Annotated in this window: 12 protein-coding genes; 11 read left to right on the forward strand and 1 reads right to left on the reverse strand. The window is 53.6% G+C overall.

What is annotated here, in order from left to right; genetic code table 11:
- Positions 1-100 precede the first annotated feature (100 nt).
- Positions 101-598 carry a YajQ family cyclic di-GMP-binding protein gene (locus VAE55_RS10900; RefSeq protein ID WP_322815811.1) on the forward strand — a complete coding sequence of 166 codons (498 nt, stop codon included), beginning with the start codon at positions 101-103 and terminating at the stop codon, positions 596-598.
- A 207-nt stretch (positions 599-805) separates the two neighbouring features.
- Complete coding sequence (rimO, locus tag VAE55_RS10905) at positions 806-2,176, forward strand: 30S ribosomal protein S12 methylthiotransferase RimO (protein ID WP_322815812.1); 1,371 nt, start codon at positions 806-808, stop codon at positions 2,174-2,176.
- A gap of 60 nt (positions 2,177-2,236) precedes the next feature.
- Here rimO and VAE55_RS10910 read toward each other — a convergent pair whose 3' ends face one another.
- Positions 2,237-2,662, reverse strand: coding sequence for a BlaI/MecI/CopY family transcriptional regulator (locus VAE55_RS10910; RefSeq protein ID WP_322815813.1), 426 nt, complete (start codon positions 2,660-2,662; stop codon positions 2,237-2,239).
- Positions 2,663-2,855: 193 nt separating this feature from the next.
- Here VAE55_RS10910 and VAE55_RS10915 point away from each other — a divergent pair, with 193 nt between their 5' ends.
- The 9 genes from VAE55_RS10915 (at position 2,856) to VAE55_RS10955 (ending at position 14,864) form a co-directional block, all read left to right on the forward strand.
- A complete protein-coding gene (locus tag VAE55_RS10915; protein ID WP_322815814.1) occupies positions 2,856-3,887 on the forward strand; it encodes a polyprenyl synthetase family protein in 1,032 nt (343 codons plus the stop codon).
- A 508-nt stretch (positions 3,888-4,395) separates the two neighbouring features.
- Positions 4,396-4,698 carry an RNA recognition motif domain-containing protein gene (locus VAE55_RS10920; protein WP_012257727.1) on the forward strand — a complete coding sequence of 101 codons (303 nt, stop codon included), beginning with the start codon at positions 4,396-4,398 and terminating at the stop codon, positions 4,696-4,698.
- 97 nt (positions 4,699-4,795) lie between these two features.
- Entirely contained in the window at positions 4,796-5,881 is a 1,086-nt protein-coding gene (locus tag VAE55_RS10925) for a calcium/sodium antiporter (protein WP_322815815.1), read from the forward strand.
- Positions 5,882-6,778, forward strand: coding sequence for a histone deacetylase (locus tag VAE55_RS10930; RefSeq protein ID WP_322815816.1), 897 nt, complete (start codon positions 5,882-5,884; stop codon positions 6,776-6,778).
- Positions 6,779-6,903: 125 nt separating this feature from the next.
- Positions 6,904-7,638 (forward strand): hypothetical protein, encoded by a 735-nt coding sequence (locus VAE55_RS10935; RefSeq protein WP_322815817.1) that lies wholly within the window; start codon positions 6,904-6,906, stop codon positions 7,636-7,638.
- Between the two features lie 180 nt (positions 7,639-7,818).
- Positions 7,819-8,412, forward strand: coding sequence for a sigma-70 family RNA polymerase sigma factor (locus VAE55_RS10940; RefSeq protein WP_322815818.1), 594 nt, complete (start codon positions 7,819-7,821; stop codon positions 8,410-8,412).
- Between the two features lies 1 nt (position 8,413).
- On the forward strand, positions 8,414-9,193 hold the full coding sequence (locus VAE55_RS10945) for an anti-sigma factor (RefSeq protein ID WP_322815819.1): 780 nt from the start codon (positions 8,414-8,416) through the stop codon (positions 9,191-9,193).
- Positions 9,194-9,652: 459 nt separating this feature from the next.
- Complete coding sequence (locus tag VAE55_RS10950) at positions 9,653-12,592, forward strand: GAF domain-containing protein (RefSeq protein WP_322815820.1); 2,940 nt, start codon at positions 9,653-9,655, stop codon at positions 12,590-12,592.
- A 190-nt stretch (positions 12,593-12,782) separates the two neighbouring features.
- A complete protein-coding gene (locus VAE55_RS10955; protein WP_322815821.1) occupies positions 12,783-14,864 on the forward strand; it encodes a putative glycoside hydrolase in 2,082 nt (693 codons plus the stop codon).
- The last annotated feature ends 1 nt before the right edge of the window (position 14,865 follow it).

The following is a 14,865-nucleotide window of genomic DNA, read 5'->3' on the forward strand; positions in this document are numbered from 1 at the left end:
ACCAATCCAGCGCGTGATAGCACCGCAGATGGTTGTTAGAGCGCGACAGTACAGCGTTTTATGAAATAAGTTCTAGTACATCCTGATAGGGAGGAAATCCATGCCCGCCGAAAATAGCTTTGATATTGTGTCAGATTTCGATCAACAAGAACTGGTGAACGCAGTTGACCAAGCCCTGCGTGAAGTTCAAACACGATACGATCTGAAAGATGCTGGTGTCACAATCACTCTGACGAAAACAGAGCTGGTCATTGAAGCTGATAGCGAGATGAGCCTGCGGAGTGTGCGTGATGTACTGGAGACAAAAGCCCTGCGTCGCAAGCTGTCACTTAAAATCTTTGACTACGGCAAACCTACCGATGCCAGTGGTGGGCGGGTACGTCAGGTGGTGACGCTACGCCGTGGCATTGATAGTGAGCTGGCAAAGAAATTGAGCAAGATGATCCGGGATCGCTTTCCCAAAGTGCAGCCCCGCATTCAGGGTGATTCACTGCGCGTCGCCGGGAAGAGCCGTGATGAATTACAGGCGGTAATCGCATTTCTCCGCGAACGCGAAGGCGAGATTCCGGTACCTTTGCAGATGACCAATTATCGCTAACCATATTCCCTGGCGGTGCCCGGTGTGATCCTCCTTATACCTTCATGCGCAGCGAAGGTTTTGCGCGATCACGGTAAAAACCCTCTCACCAATGGCACGGGCGACCGGCCCTGGTACACGCTCGCGCTGAAACTCGATCTATAATGGAACGAGAGGATGCTGTATCTTTTTACAAGAATGTACAACAATATATAGAGAACGTAACCAATGAAATATCACATCGTTACGCTGGGATGCCCCAAAAATGCTGTCGATAGCGAGGGAATGGATGGGCTGCTCAGCACACAGGGTCATCAGGCAGTTGCTTCGGCTGAAGAGGCCGATGTTATTATTGTTAACACCTGTAGTTTTATCGCGGCTGCGCGTGCCGAAACCCTTGGTGTCCTGAAAGAACTGGCCGGGCGGAAGCGCCCCGGTCAACGGCTCATTGCCGCCGGTTGTATGGCGCAGAGCCATCCACACGAGGTAGCCGGTGTGCAAGGCGTAGATGCAACGCTGGGTACGCAGCAGTGGACGCAGATCAAAGCGCTGGTCGGCCAATTGGAACGCCCGGTTATTCCGTTGACGCCAGGGCAACCGGTGACCACCATTCCACTGACGACAACCACCACAAATGGCCAGCCGACCTCGTATGCCGATTGGCGCACGACTCAGATCCGACGCACACACCAGACTCCCTCAGCCTACCTCAAAATCTCCGATGGCTGCAACCTGCGCTGCGCCTTCTGCACAATTCCCAGTTTCAAGGGTGATATGCGCTCGAAGCCGGTCGGTGCGGTGCTGGCGGAAGCGCAAGAACTGGTTGCCGGAGGCGTCCGGGAGATTGTGCTGGTTGCGCAGCATCTGACCGACTACGGACGTGATCTTGGTTTGAAAGACGGTCTGGCCACGCTTTTAGCCGAGTTGTGTCAGGTAACGCCTCCAGAGACCTGGATTCGCCTGATGTACGCCTACCCGCACGGTATCAGCGAGCGGCTGATTACCACGATGGCCAGCTATCCCCAGATTTGCCACTACCTCGATATGCCGCTGCAACATGCCCATCCGGCTACGTTGCGGCGGATGCGCCGGCCACCGGACACCGACCGCACGCTGAGGATCATCGCCGAACTACGGGCTGCAATGCCCGATATTGCCATCCGTTCAACATTCATTGTCGGGTATCCCGGCGAAACCACGGCTGAATTCCACGCTCTGCTGGAGTTCTTGCAAACTGCCCAACTCGACCGGGTCGGTGCCTTTCGCTACTCACGCGAACCAGGAACACCGGCTGCCGAATTGCCCGATCAGGTACGCCCCCAGGTGATCGAGCGGCGCTGGCACGAGTTGATGCGTCTGCAACAAACCATCTCCTACACGCGCAATCAGCGCTGGGTAGGGCAAACGATCAAGGTGTTAATGGAAGGGAATGGTACGGCAGATGATGGCAGTGAGCTGAGTATCGGGCGCTCGTTCCGTGATGCACCTGAAATTGACGGTCAGGTGTTTGTCTGGGGCAACTATCCAGCGGGTACAATGGTACCGGTACAGGTTACCCAGGCGACTGCGTATGACTTGTGGGGAGAGGCGCTTGGGTAGATGAACAACAGTGAGTGGCGCGGAATGTCAATCCACGCCACTCACCGATCAGGAGAATGATTACTTCGATCCATTTAACCGCTGACTAATCTCACGCTGGAGACGACGCAATTCGGCAGGATTATTTTTTGCCAGATAATCAACCATGTACGAAATGGCAGTATCGCTATAATCATCAAGTAAGCCATCCAGAACCTGTCGTACAACCAAATTAACAAATTCATCTTCAGAGATAACCGGGGTGTACACGTATGCCAGCCCGTCGCGCTCACGATTCAAGACACCCTTATCGGCCAGGCGACTCATGGTAGTCATAACGGTTGTGTACGCAATGTCGCGCTGTTGGGCCAGCTTCCGATGTACCTTTTTCACTGTACTCGGTCCCTCTTGCCAGAGGATTTGCATAATCTCTGTCTCGAGTGGACCCAGTACCTTAACCAGACCATCTTTCGTCGGGCTGAAGCGGAAACGCAGGTTGAACGCCATAATACACCCCTTTACGCACATCAATGGTAACGACAGCTCATCACTTCCTGAGAGCGAGTGTACGGCGTTGCCTGCGTTTCGAGAAGAGGAAAACATTACACAGCGATGACTCATCGGTAGTACTATTTCTTGCTTATTCATACGACAAATCGTCGTATCCGGCTGTTAGAATTGTAAACCATTTGTAATGAATATGACAGCAACACCAGACGTTCGTTATCAAATTCAGGCGGAAATGCGTGCTGCATTTCCGGTGGTCGAAGGGCGGTTGAGCCGGTTTTACGCTATGCAGGAGTACCATCTCGGCTGGCGCAATGAGGATTTGACGCCGGCGGACGCCGATCCGGGCAAGTTGATCCGGCCGCAGCTCGTATTACTGGCCTGTGCGGCTGCCGGTGGTAATCCGCAACAGGCATTACCGCTTGCCGCCGGTATTCAGTTATTGCACGACTTCTCGCTCATCCACGATGACATCGAAGATGACAGTGCTATGCGGCGTGGGCGGCGCACGCTGTGGCACATCTGGGGGCTGGCCCATGGCATCAATGCCGGCGATGCCATGTTTGTCATCGCTCATCTGGCTATTCACCGCCTGAGCGAACGCGGCTTGCCGGCAGAGCGGGTGTTATCGATTCTGCGTCGTTTCGATGAGATCATCCTCCGCATCTGCGAAGGGCAATACCTTGATCTCAGCTTTGAGGGCGATCTGAGTATTACTCCCGCTGATTACCTGACGATGATCGGTGGTAAAACTGCCGCTCTCATCGCCGGCGCTGCGGAACTCGGTGCCCGTGCCGCCGGCACTGACGGGGCGACGGTGGCAGCACTGGCCGATTTTGGGCGAGCGCTTGGTCTGGCCTTCCAGATCGAAGACGATATTCTCGGCATCTGGGGCGCCCCCGAACAAACCGGTAAACCGTTCGCTGCCGATCTCTATCGCCGTAAAGTCAGTCTACCGGTTGTGCATGCGCTGACGCATAGCCCTGAACGCGAGCGTCTAGCTGCCCTCTACCGCCAGCCCACACTCGACGATGCTGCTGTGATGCAGGCGATGGCTATTCTCGATGCTGCCGGATCACGTGCCTTCTGCGCTACAATGGCAAATGAACATCATCAGGACGCCTTCAAAGCCCTGGATCGCCTGAATCCGGCTACCGCGGCGGCAGCCGCAGCCCGTGATCAGTTACGGTCACTGACGCAACGTCTGATTGGGCGGCAGGCGTAGGTGGTCTCTTTGCCGTGTATGAGCGTGGTTATGACAAAGACTGCGCCACTCGTCTGATGTTACCAGATGCAGAATCTTATCTGTTTCTCGAAAATGCAAAAAGCCTGTTCACTCACAAAGACACAGAGACGCGAAGACACAAGATAAAGGCAGACTTCGCGGTTCTGCAGCTTTGTGCCTTTATGAGCATAACCCCTTTTTGCAAGGGACTCACTAATGACATGCTCAAATGGTAGAACCCTCAACTGGCTTTTCATCTGGCAGCAAATGTGATACACTATAGCCGTTACACAGCGTCACGTCGCCGCGAGAGTCCGTTCGTCCGTTTGAGGCCCGATCGACTCCCCCGTCCGCATGACCTCCACGCCTGAGGAACAGCACGCGGCGCTGTGGGCCGCCGTTCGCTCTGAGGCGAAGCGTCCGGTGTTTGTTTCGGAGGCGTGGTTTGTGGGCATTAGCCCCGTGAGTGACTGCGTTGATCAACCAACGCGGAGGGAGTGGGACCGGAATGTACGTGAAGCTTTTTGTCGGTAATTTGGCCTGGAGCGTTGATGATGCAACGCTAGAGGCCTTCTTTCAGGACTACGGCGATGTACGTAGCGCACGGGTGATTAACGATCGTGAGACTGGTCGTTCACGTGGTTTCGGCTTTGTCGAGATGGAAGTCGCTGATGTAGCGACTGTGATCAGTCAGACGAACGGTCGTCCGATCAACGGGCGTGAAATTCGAGTCAATGAAGCCGAGGACAAGGGTTCCCGCGGCCCTCGTTCCGGCGGTGATCGCGGCGGCTTCGGCGGTCGGCGTTATTAACGCTTCCCTTCGAGCCGGTCGCGCCTCAACTGGCTCGTGAGCGGGATCCTCTGCCCCCTGTCATTGACAGGGGGTATATTGTGTCAGGATATAGATTATGGTTGTCGTTCTGTTCATCGCAGGCATTGTGCTGCTTGTATTGGGGGCCGATCTGCTGGTGCGCGGGGCAGCCAGTCTGGCTGCCGGCCTGGGTGTCTCTTCGCTGATCATTGGTCTGACCGTCGTTGCTATTGGTACGAGTTCACCGGAAATTGCCGTTAGCCTGCAATCTGCCTTTAACGGCCAGGGTGCCATTACACTCGGCAATATCATTGGGAGTAATATTGTAAATGTGATGCTCATTCTTGGTGTAGCGGCGATGTTTGGCTCACTGCCGGTTGATCGGCAAATTTTCCGCCGTGACCTGCCGATTATGATCGGCGCCTCCGTCCTGACCTTTTTGCTCGCCCTTGATCGCACGTTATCGTGGGTTGATGGGATGATTATGCTGCTGGCCTTGATAGGCTATGGATGGACAATATGGCCGCGAAATAGCACTCATGAGACACCGCATCATGCTCGAACTACTCAACGGCACTGGCGGGCGATTGTTCTCCAACTGGCAATGGTTGTCGGCGGCCTGGTATTACTCGTTCTGGGTGCGCGCTGGCTGGTTGATGGTGCAGTTACCTTTGCAAGCTGGTTTGGCGTGAGTGAGTTGATTATCGGGCTGACGATTGTCGCTGTTGGTACCTCACTTCCAGAGATTGCGACATCGGTGATCGCCGGTTTACGGGGTGAACGTGATATTGCGGTTGGGAATGTGATCGGGAGTAATATTCTCAATCTGCTCCTTGTTCTGAGCACAACAATGATCCTGTCACCACAACCGATTGCCGTGCCTGAAGCAACGATCTGGCTCGACCTGCCGGTGATGCTTGGGGCAGCGATCATCTGCTGGCCGATCTTCTTTACCCGCCGGATGGTGTCACAACGGGAAGGTAGTCTCTTACTGGTCTATTACCTGAGCTATACGCTGTATCTGGTCTTGCAGGCAACCGGTAGTACCGAATTACCGATCTATACTACAGTTGTAGGTCTGGTATTGATTCCTCTCACTGTCGCTCTGTTGGTTGTTCGAGCCTTGCGCTGGCTGGGGGAAGAGCGTCGCCAGCGTCAGCTTTCAATGAATGCTTCGGAATAGATGCGCGCCTTTTATTCTGATACGTTTGTCTTGCCACTACCGCCAGGGCACCGTTTTCCGATGGAGAAGTATGCGCTGCTCCGGGAGCGGGTGCTGAGCGAGAGGATTGTAACGCCTGAGCGGTTGCACGTTCCCGAACCGGCCAGTATCACCGAGCTGTGCCGGGCGCATGACGCGAACTACGTTGAGCGGGTCATCAATGGACAATTGACCAGTGCTGAAATTCGTCGCATCGGTTTTCCCTGGTCGCCACAGATGGTTGAACGCTCGCGGCGTTCGGCCGGGGCAACGATAGCCGCCTGCCGGGTAGCCCTGAGCGAAGGGGTAGGCGTGAATCTGGCCGGTGGTACCCATCATGCCTTCGCCGACGCCGGCGCCGGCTATTGTGTGTTCAACGATGCCGCCGTCGCCGCACGCACCATGCAGTCCGAAGGGCGTGTTCAACGCATTGCCATCATCGATTGCGATGTGCATCAGGGTGATGGCACAGCCGCCATCTTCGCCGGTGATCCAACCGTCTTCACCTTTTCGATTCACGGCGCTCACAATTTTCCTTTTCGCAAACAGCAGAGTGACCTGGATATTGCCCTGCCTGATGCTACTGGCGATACGGCCTATCTTGATGCACTGGAGTGGGGGGTGCGCCAGGTCTTTGCAATTGCCCGCCCTAATCTGGTGATCTATCTGGCCGGTGCCGATCCCTATTACGACGACCGGCTGGGTCGGTTGAGTCTGACCAAAGCCGGTCTGGCCGAGCGCGACCGTCTGGTCTTCAGTTATTGTCGGGCGGCAGGCGTACCGGTTGCGGTGACGATGGCCGGCGGCTATGCCCGTCAGATCAGTGACACTGTTGACATTCACACCCATACCATTGCCGCTGCTGCCGGTTTACGGTGATCTTTCCAAATTCTTGGCCTAGATGTTCCGATCCTGACATCCAAAATGGCAAAACCTTCGCACAGATAGGTGAAGGCGCATGCACGGGCATGCACTGAACATAGTCTGAAATCGGAGGTAAAACTGTGACAGCCGAACAAACAAATCAGGGTGTCTTCTCTCGTCGGAGTCTGATGAAGGGTGTTGCCGGACTGGGTGGGGGATTGGTGGTTGCAAGTTTCGCCAATCTGTTCGGGATTCGACCTGCATCAGCCGGCCATGATCGCAAAGATGATCCACAACTCATTCTGAACCTGGCTGCAACAGCCGAGACGCTGGCAACTACGTTCTACTACGCTGCATTAACCTCAGCCCAATTCGAACTGCACGAAGAGGATATTCTCTACCTCAAGCTGGCTCTCGATGCCGAGAAGTACCACCTCGATTTTCTGGTCAGCAACGGTGGTCGGGCTTTGACCAATCAGTTCTATGTTCCGGCGAATTTGCTGAGTGATCCAGCCCTCTTCGTCCAGGTCGGAGCGGATGCTGAGACCGCGTTTGTCGGCGCTTACCTTGCAGCCACACGCCGCTTTGCTGAGTTGGGTGCTGATCGCTTGGCCGGCACCACGGCTCAGCATGCGTGCAGCGAAGCGCAGCACCTGGCCTTGATCCGAGAAATTGGTGGCTTTGCCCCGAATAATCTGCCTTTACCGCTACCGATTTACTACAACGTTTCTGACGCAGTGCCCACACTGGCACCATTCTTGCAAGGCGGTCAAGGCTTCATCGGGCCGGTCACCGCACCTACTGCTGCTCAGATTATGACCGTTCTCGGTGGTGTGAAATCCGATCCAACCCAGCCCTATACCAGAGTGTTCTAAGCGCGTCGTGTCAGCAGAGGCCGGGCCTGCCAGGGCGAGCAAATCCTGGCAGGCTTGTGTATGTTTACCGGCTGTACAGAATAGGGGGCAACTGTGGATGGGCAATCATTACTTGCACCAGTCAGTTCAGCTATAATACAGTATCACTATAGCGCTACTGAACAAAGGGTCTTGTATTCAATGCCATCCCAACCACCTGAAGATACCGGTCTCCGTGGTCTGACCGATGAATTGCTCATCGACTTAATTGTTCAGCGTGAAGAAGCTGCCCTAGGCGAGCTATATGATCGGTACGCTTCGTTAGTATACGCGATTGCGCTGCGTATTACCGGTGATCGGCAGACGGCCGAAGAGGTTATGCAAGACGTTTTTCAGAATATCTGGCAGACGGCAGGTGGCTTTCGTCGGCAGACTGGTGCCGTGGCAGGTTGGATTATTGGTATCAGCCGCTATCGGGCAATCGATACGCTCCGCAGTAAACGTGAACGAGGGCGTAGCCGTGAATTGACCGGTATCGAGGCCTCGCCTCATCCTTCAACATCCTCAGACATTGAACACGATGTGGAGCAACGCATCTTGCATGAAGCAGTACGGGCAGCCCTGGCTGATCTGCCATTACCACAGCGCCAGGCAATAGAGATGGCATATTACGGTGGTTTGACACAAGTAGAGATCGCTGAGCGACTCGGTGAACCACTTGGCACCATCAAAACACGATTGCGACTTGGTTTGACAAAATTGCGTGAACTTTTGCGAATGCTGGCGGAGTCGTAGTATGGAACCTTCATCGGAACGATCTGACGATATAGCCGAGTTGCTGGCGGCTTACGCACTCGATGCGCTCGAACCGGCAGAGCGAGAACGGGTGCAACGTCTGCTGGCAGAGCAACCGGCATTACAGCAAACTCTGGCCGAGCTGCGTGCGGCTGCTGATTTGTTGCCGTATGGTCTCGAACAACCGAAACTACCCCCAGAGTGGCGCCAGCGAACCATCGATTATGCCGTAGGACGTCGCCCAGCACAGGTCGAGAAATCTTCATCCTACCGGCATTGGTGGCGAAGCTGGCAGTCAGTTCTCGGCAGTTTGACGGTAGTCCTTGCCGTCGCTGTCTTTGGTCTGGTCTGGTACATCAGCAGTTTGCAAGCTCAACTGGCAACGATCATTCAACAGCGCGATCAGGCACAAATGATCGCTGCGACTGCACAGGCTGCATCTCAACAACTGGCCGCCGTCCTTGTTACACCAAACCCTCTGGCTGCGCTGCAAGGGGACAATGGTCAGGGATCGGTATTTCGTGATCCAGAAGGGAATCTGGTTGTTATTGCAGCCCTACCACCTCTTTCCACCGATCAGGTCTATCAGCTCTGGCTTATTGAAGGTAATGCAGCTCCTGTCAGTGGTGGTATATTTACTGTTGATACGAATGGCTATGGCTTCATCCGCTTGCCGGCAGCACAGGTGGTGGCTGGTACGATACTGGCAATTACGGCTGAGCCGACTCCCGGTAGCCCTGGCCCCACCGGTCCGGTTTTGATTGCCGGGCAGATAAGTTGACCTTTGAGCCGGGTTGCAAGCTGCCATCAACGAAGCCAGACGGTGAGATGAGTTTTGCCGTATTGGTCAGATCGTCAAACACTCTGTGCTTGTCGAATGCTACGCTTGTCAAGGCCAGGCAGATCCACTGCAGAGCACTCGCCGACCTATCAGGACTAAAGCCCTATCTGACAACATCCCAGCTCTATCGGCGCTACCCCAACGTACGGGGTAGCCTTGTCATGCCTTGAGTCCAGTTCTGGCGCGATCGCAAAGATTTGAGCGAGGGTTGGTTACCCGTTGGCCACTACCTGGTCGGTCAATGAATGCAATGCCTCGCGCCAGAGCAGCCCGTGTCAGGTTGTAATTTCAATGCGAAGAGGCTTTTCATAACTACGAAATAGTACGCGCTCCGAAGACGAGAAAAACCGTTTCAGACGTGTTATAATAATGATCAAAACTTCCTATCCGTGAGTGTTTATGTCTGAATCAGCACACATCCTTATCGTTGAAGACGACAATGATATTCGGCGTATTTTTCAAGTCATTCTCACCCGCCATGGCTTTCGGGTTTCAGTAGCAACCACGGGCGAAGAGGCGCTGAACTTTCTCCAGTTAATCACTCCCGACCTGATCTTGCTCGATCTGGCGCTTCCCGGTATCGATGGAGCCGAAATAACTCGCCGGATCAAAGCAGATCGCACTAAACCATTTATTCCAATCATCATTGTATCTGCCCATGCCGATCTGAACACCAGTGTCAGTAATCTCGATGCCGGCGCGGATGATGTATTGCTTAAACCGGTTGACCACACCCTGTTGCTGGCACGGGTGCGCGCCCTGCTCCGTCTGCAACGTGCCCAACGCAATCTCCAGCAAGAGCAGCGTAAGACGGAGTTGTTGCTGCATCTCTCGCGTGATCTGGGTTCCAGTATCGAATTAGATGTTCTTCTCACAGGTTTTCTCAACCATCTGGCCGATGCCATTGGAGCCATTCGTGCCAGTATCATTCTGACCGGTTTCATCGAGGAAAAGGTTCTCCTCTATTCAAGCAGCCAGTATTCTGCATCCGGTGAAATCCAGGACATTTTGCGTTACGGTGTGGCCGGTCTGGCATTGCGGTCGCGTAAGCCAATCCTGATCACCGACACGCGCACCGATTCGCGCTGGTTGGTAACGTCTGAACGCCATCAGGACGTGCGTTCAGTAGCGGCTATGCCGATTATCCGCGACAACCGCGCGTGGGGGGTTATTACCCTGGTACACCATACCCCTGGCTATTTCACAAACGAACATCTGGAATTACTGTCATCGGTAGCCGCTCAAAGTGCGGTTGCGCTGGAGAGTGCTCGCCTCTATCGTTTGAGTGAGCAACAGAAAGATCTCCTGGCCCGTCGTGCTGAAGAGTTGCGCCAGATCAATGAGATTAACCGGATGCTCTCTGAATTGATGCAGATGGATCAGTTGAGCCGGTTACTGGTGCAGATGATCCACCATCAGTTCAAATATCCTCTAGTCGCACTTTTACTGCGTCAGGACAATCAATTTGAGCTGCGTGCGATTGCCGGAGTTAATTTACTAGGTGAAACAAAGGTAGTCATCGGCCTTGATGAAGGGTTGAGTGGATGGGTGTACCGCCAGCAACAACCATTACGGATTGATGATCTCCGCCAGGATGGGCGTTTTGTTCCCCTATTGCCGGGTGAAGCACTGGCGCGTTCGGCACTGAGCATTCCGGTCCTGTTGGGTCATGAGCTGCTGGGCACGATTGAGGTACGCAGCCAGCAGCCAGGTGCGTTTACCAGCAATGACGAGGCTATCTTACAGGCAATCGCCAACCAACTGGCAATTGCCATCAGCAATGCTCGCCTGTTTGAGAGTGAACAGCGCCGCATTAGACAACTTAACGATATTAACCGTCTCTCCCTTGCGTTAACTGCTCAGCTCACTGCGGCTACTGATATGCAACTGATTGCTAAGGCAGTTACGCAGATTTTTCAGGCCAAATGGACTGCTATCATTCTGTTTGGTCCCAAACCTACCGATACAATCGTTGCATCGTATGGTCAAGACGCATCATTTAATCAAGAACTTTCACGTTTGCTGGAACGGAATCCTTACATCGCCGCCAAAATTATGATGGTACCACAACCATGCTACGTAACCGATCTTGTGGAACGAGCCGATCTGGCGTCTCTACAATCGCTCTTTACAGCTCAGGCGTTGGATAGTCTCTTACTGGCACCACTGACGGTGAAAAAGCAAACGCAAGGTTTTCTGTGCCTGGAAGTGAATCGGCGTGCGCAGTTTGGGCAGGCTGAACAGGAACTGCTCACCACGGTAGCAAGTCTTGTTGTTCAGATCATTGAAAATGCCCGACTGTACCGGATTGTAAATGACGAGCGCTCAACCCTCAATGCTATTTTGCAGAGTGCAACCGATCCTATTTTGCTGATTGATCCCCAAGCTCGCCTGTTGTTGGCCAATTCAGCAGCCTTCTCCCGTTTACAGATCGACCAGAAAACACATTATGGTCAGCCTGTTGAGCAGTTTCCGGCGATACACGCCATCTTGCCTGTTCTTGACAAAGAGAGATCCACGATACTTGAAATCGAACTACGGCCACACCTGCACTTTAGTATCAGTATTGCTCCAGTGCGTGGCGTTGATCGAAAAATGCTAGGCTGGGTTGTCGTCTTTCGCGATATTAGTCCAATCAAGCGCCTGGAACAACAAGAGCGTGAACGGGTACGCAGCGTTTTTCGCCGCTATGTATCACCGGAAGTCGCTGAACGCCTGCTCAGTGCGGGTAGTGATTTCGGTGCGCCAACAGAATGCACAGTTGCCGTGCTCTTCGCTGATATGCGCGGCTTTACAACCTTGAGCGAACAGTTGGACGCCCATGTGTTGGTGGAACGTGTCCTCAACCGGTTTTTTACAGCGATGACCGATGCTCTCTACGCCTATGATGGAACCATTGATAAGTTTCTCGGTGATGGTTTGATCGGTGTCTTTGGCTCACCTATCAGCCATCCCGATGACCCTCAACGTGTTGTGATGGCTGCGGTCGCTATGCAACAGGCATTTGCCCGTCTGGCTCAAATTTGGCGAGAAGAACTAATCTTCGATATCGGAATGGGTATTGGGATTAGCTATGGCTTAGCAGTAGTCGGTAATATCGGTTCGGATCAGCGTCAAGACTATACACTCATTGGTGATGTGGTGAATACAGCGTCACGCTTGTGCAGTATTGCTCAAGCCGGTCAGATTATTATTTCATCACACTTGATGCAAGCACTTGGTGATCAATCGCCATATGAGTTGCGTGAATTGGGTGCCGTGCGCTTGAAAGGTAAGCAGGAACCTCATGTTATTTATGAGGTGTTGTTTGATCAATCGTTGGTCAAAGTGGAAAAATAGGAAATAGGAGGTAAAAATAAAAAACAGTCTATCAACATGCATTTTCTATTTCCTAACTTCCTATCTTCTATCTCCTATTTCCTATTTCCTCTTGCTCACTTGACAGCTGTCTATCAGCACTTTAAGATACGTTCAATCAGTGTCTGCCGAATAATGGTACTTTTCATTCCAACTGAAGGAGTCCGCAACCATGGTGTTGTTCTCGCGGCGAATTGTTCGCCTCTGGTTATTCTGTTTGCTCTGTGTCATGATTATCACTGGCTGCGCATCACGGCCGGTTGTACTAACTGGAACGGTTACCGATGCCTACACCGGTGCACCTGTTCCTAATGCTACGGTAGTGATTGGTGATCTAACCCTAACTACTGATGAACAGGGCCGTTTCCAAACCGAACGCTGGCGACCCGAAGACACGCTGGCATTACAGGCACCAGCGTATGAGCCGATAAGTCTACCCCTGGCCGGTCAACCCGGTGTAGGTGAGAGTGGTGTCTTTACGGTTACGGTTACAACTGCGCTCCGTCCCAACGTCCTTAGTGGACGAGTAACCGATGCGTACACCGGCGCACCGGTCAGTGGGGCCGAAGTTTTGTTGAATAATGACGATACCCTGCGCACAACGACCGATGCTGATGGTCAGTACACGCTAACCGGTGTGCCCGAGTCGTTTACCGTGACTGTTCGTGCGCCTGATTACGCCCCGGCAAGCGAGACAATTGCACGAGCGACCAGACTCGACGTCAGTGTGCGTCCAAATACGTTACGCGGCCAGGTTACTAATGTGTATACCGGCGAACCGATAGCTGGTGCAACGGTGACACTGGCTGATGTGCGAACGACGACGGATGCCGAAGGGCGTTATCTGCTTCGTGATCTTCCTGCCGAACAGGGTGAGATCACTGTCGAAGCCGATGGTTTTGCGCCAACGACACAACCGTTTACTCGCACGACGAGTCTCGATGTCAGGCTTCGTCCCGATACGCTCATTGGGCAGCTTATCGACGCTACGACCGGTAAACCGGTACCCAATGCAGCGATTATTGCCACCGAGACCCTGACCTCAACCGCCGTTGCCTTTACCCGTATCAACGATAGTGTCGAGGGTCGCTTCCGATTGCCCAACCTGCCCGAACAAGGTTTTGTACAGGTGCTGGCACCGGGGTATACCAAGCGGATAATCCCAATTGAACCGGGTAATATGCCGCAGCAGATTGAGCTGGAACCCTTCTACGTGCGGGGAATCTACATTACGGCGGCGGTGGCCTCTGTGCCGCGATTGGTTGATCGTTTTCTTGATCTGATTGATCGTACCGAATTAAACGCGATAGTGATCGATATCAAGAGCGATCTGCGCGATGATCTAGGCATGGTCTACTATGACTCCCAGGTACCGCTGGTCCGTGAACTGGGATTGAGCACGCCAAGGGTCGATTTCCAATCCATCCTGGCTAAAGCGAAAGAGCGTGGCATCTACACGATTGCGCGCGTCCAGCTCTTTTCGCACGATAATGCGTTATCTGATGCGCGCCCTGAATGGTCAATCCGCCTGCGCTCAACCGGTGAGGTGTATGCCGACTATCCGGGGCCTGGGATTCGTTATGCCTATCTCGATCCGACCAATCAGAACGTCTGGGATTACAATATTGCGCTGGCAGTAGAAGCGGCTCAGATGGGGTTTGATGAGATCAATTTTGATTACATTCGCTTCCCCGACTGGTTTGGTTCCAGAGAAGAGTTTCGCGATAAGCTGCTGTTCAGCGAACCAATCGATCCGGCCGGCAATCCAGGTCGCATGTACGATGTCATTATCGAGTTCATGCAACGTGCTCACCACGCAGTAAATGCAGCCGGTGCCTTTATGTCAGTGGATGTCTTTGGGCGGGTAGTGAATGGCCCATCGCTCACCATTGCGCAGGATATGGCACGGATGGGTGAGCATGCCGATTACGTCTGTCCAATGCCTTATCCATCGCTGTGGTGGGGTGGGTTAGAGAACATTGCAGTGCCGGTCAAATTTCCGTATGAAACGATCCAGATTGCAGTACGGAATGGTGGCCGTCAGATGGCAGCCAGTTATGGACGGCAACGTCCATGGCTTCAGGATCACACTGATCCCTGGTCGCCGGTAGTCGTCGAATACGGACCGGCTGAAGTACGTGCACAGATTAACGCCACCGAAGAGCAACCGGAAGCTGCGTCGGGTTGGATACTCTACGATTCGGCGAATATCTACAAAGGTGCCTTCAGTGGTGCCGCACGCTCAACACCATAGC

Origin of the sequence: Chloroflexus sp. (genome assembly GCF_034432675.1) — a bacterium.
Taxonomy (GTDB): Bacteria; Chloroflexota; Chloroflexia; order Chloroflexales; family Chloroflexaceae; genus Chloroflexus.

Excerpts from the sequence above, each read along its gene's own strand:
- VAE55_RS10900 (WP_322815811.1), top strand. The coding sequence starts at position 101 with ATGCCCGCCGAAAATAGCTTTGATATTGTGTCAGATTTCGATCAACAA.
- rimO (WP_322815812.1), top strand. The coding sequence starts at position 806 with ATGAAATATCACATCGTTACGCTGGGATGCCCCAAAAATGCTGTCGAT.
- VAE55_RS10910 (WP_322815813.1), bottom strand. The coding sequence starts at position 2,662 with ATGGCGTTCAACCTGCGTTTCCGCTTCAGCCCGACGAAAGATGGTCTG.
- VAE55_RS10915 (WP_322815814.1), top strand. The coding sequence starts at position 2,856 with ATGACAGCAACACCAGACGTTCGTTATCAAATTCAGGCGGAAATGCGT.
- VAE55_RS10920 (WP_012257727.1), top strand. The coding sequence starts at position 4,396 with ATGTACGTGAAGCTTTTTGTCGGTAATTTGGCCTGGAGCGTTGATGAT.
- VAE55_RS10925 (WP_322815815.1), top strand. The coding sequence starts at position 4,796 with ATGGTTGTCGTTCTGTTCATCGCAGGCATTGTGCTGCTTGTATTGGGG.
- VAE55_RS10930 (WP_322815816.1), top strand. The coding sequence starts at position 5,882 with ATGCGCGCCTTTTATTCTGATACGTTTGTCTTGCCACTACCGCCAGGG.
- VAE55_RS10940 (WP_322815818.1), top strand. The coding sequence starts at position 7,819 with ATGCCATCCCAACCACCTGAAGATACCGGTCTCCGTGGTCTGACCGAT.
- VAE55_RS10945 (WP_322815819.1), top strand. The coding sequence starts at position 8,414 with ATGGAACCTTCATCGGAACGATCTGACGATATAGCCGAGTTGCTGGCG.
- VAE55_RS10950 (WP_322815820.1), top strand. The coding sequence starts at position 9,653 with ATGTCTGAATCAGCACACATCCTTATCGTTGAAGACGACAATGATATT.
- VAE55_RS10955 (WP_322815821.1), top strand. The coding sequence starts at position 12,783 with ATGGTGTTGTTCTCGCGGCGAATTGTTCGCCTCTGGTTATTCTGTTTG.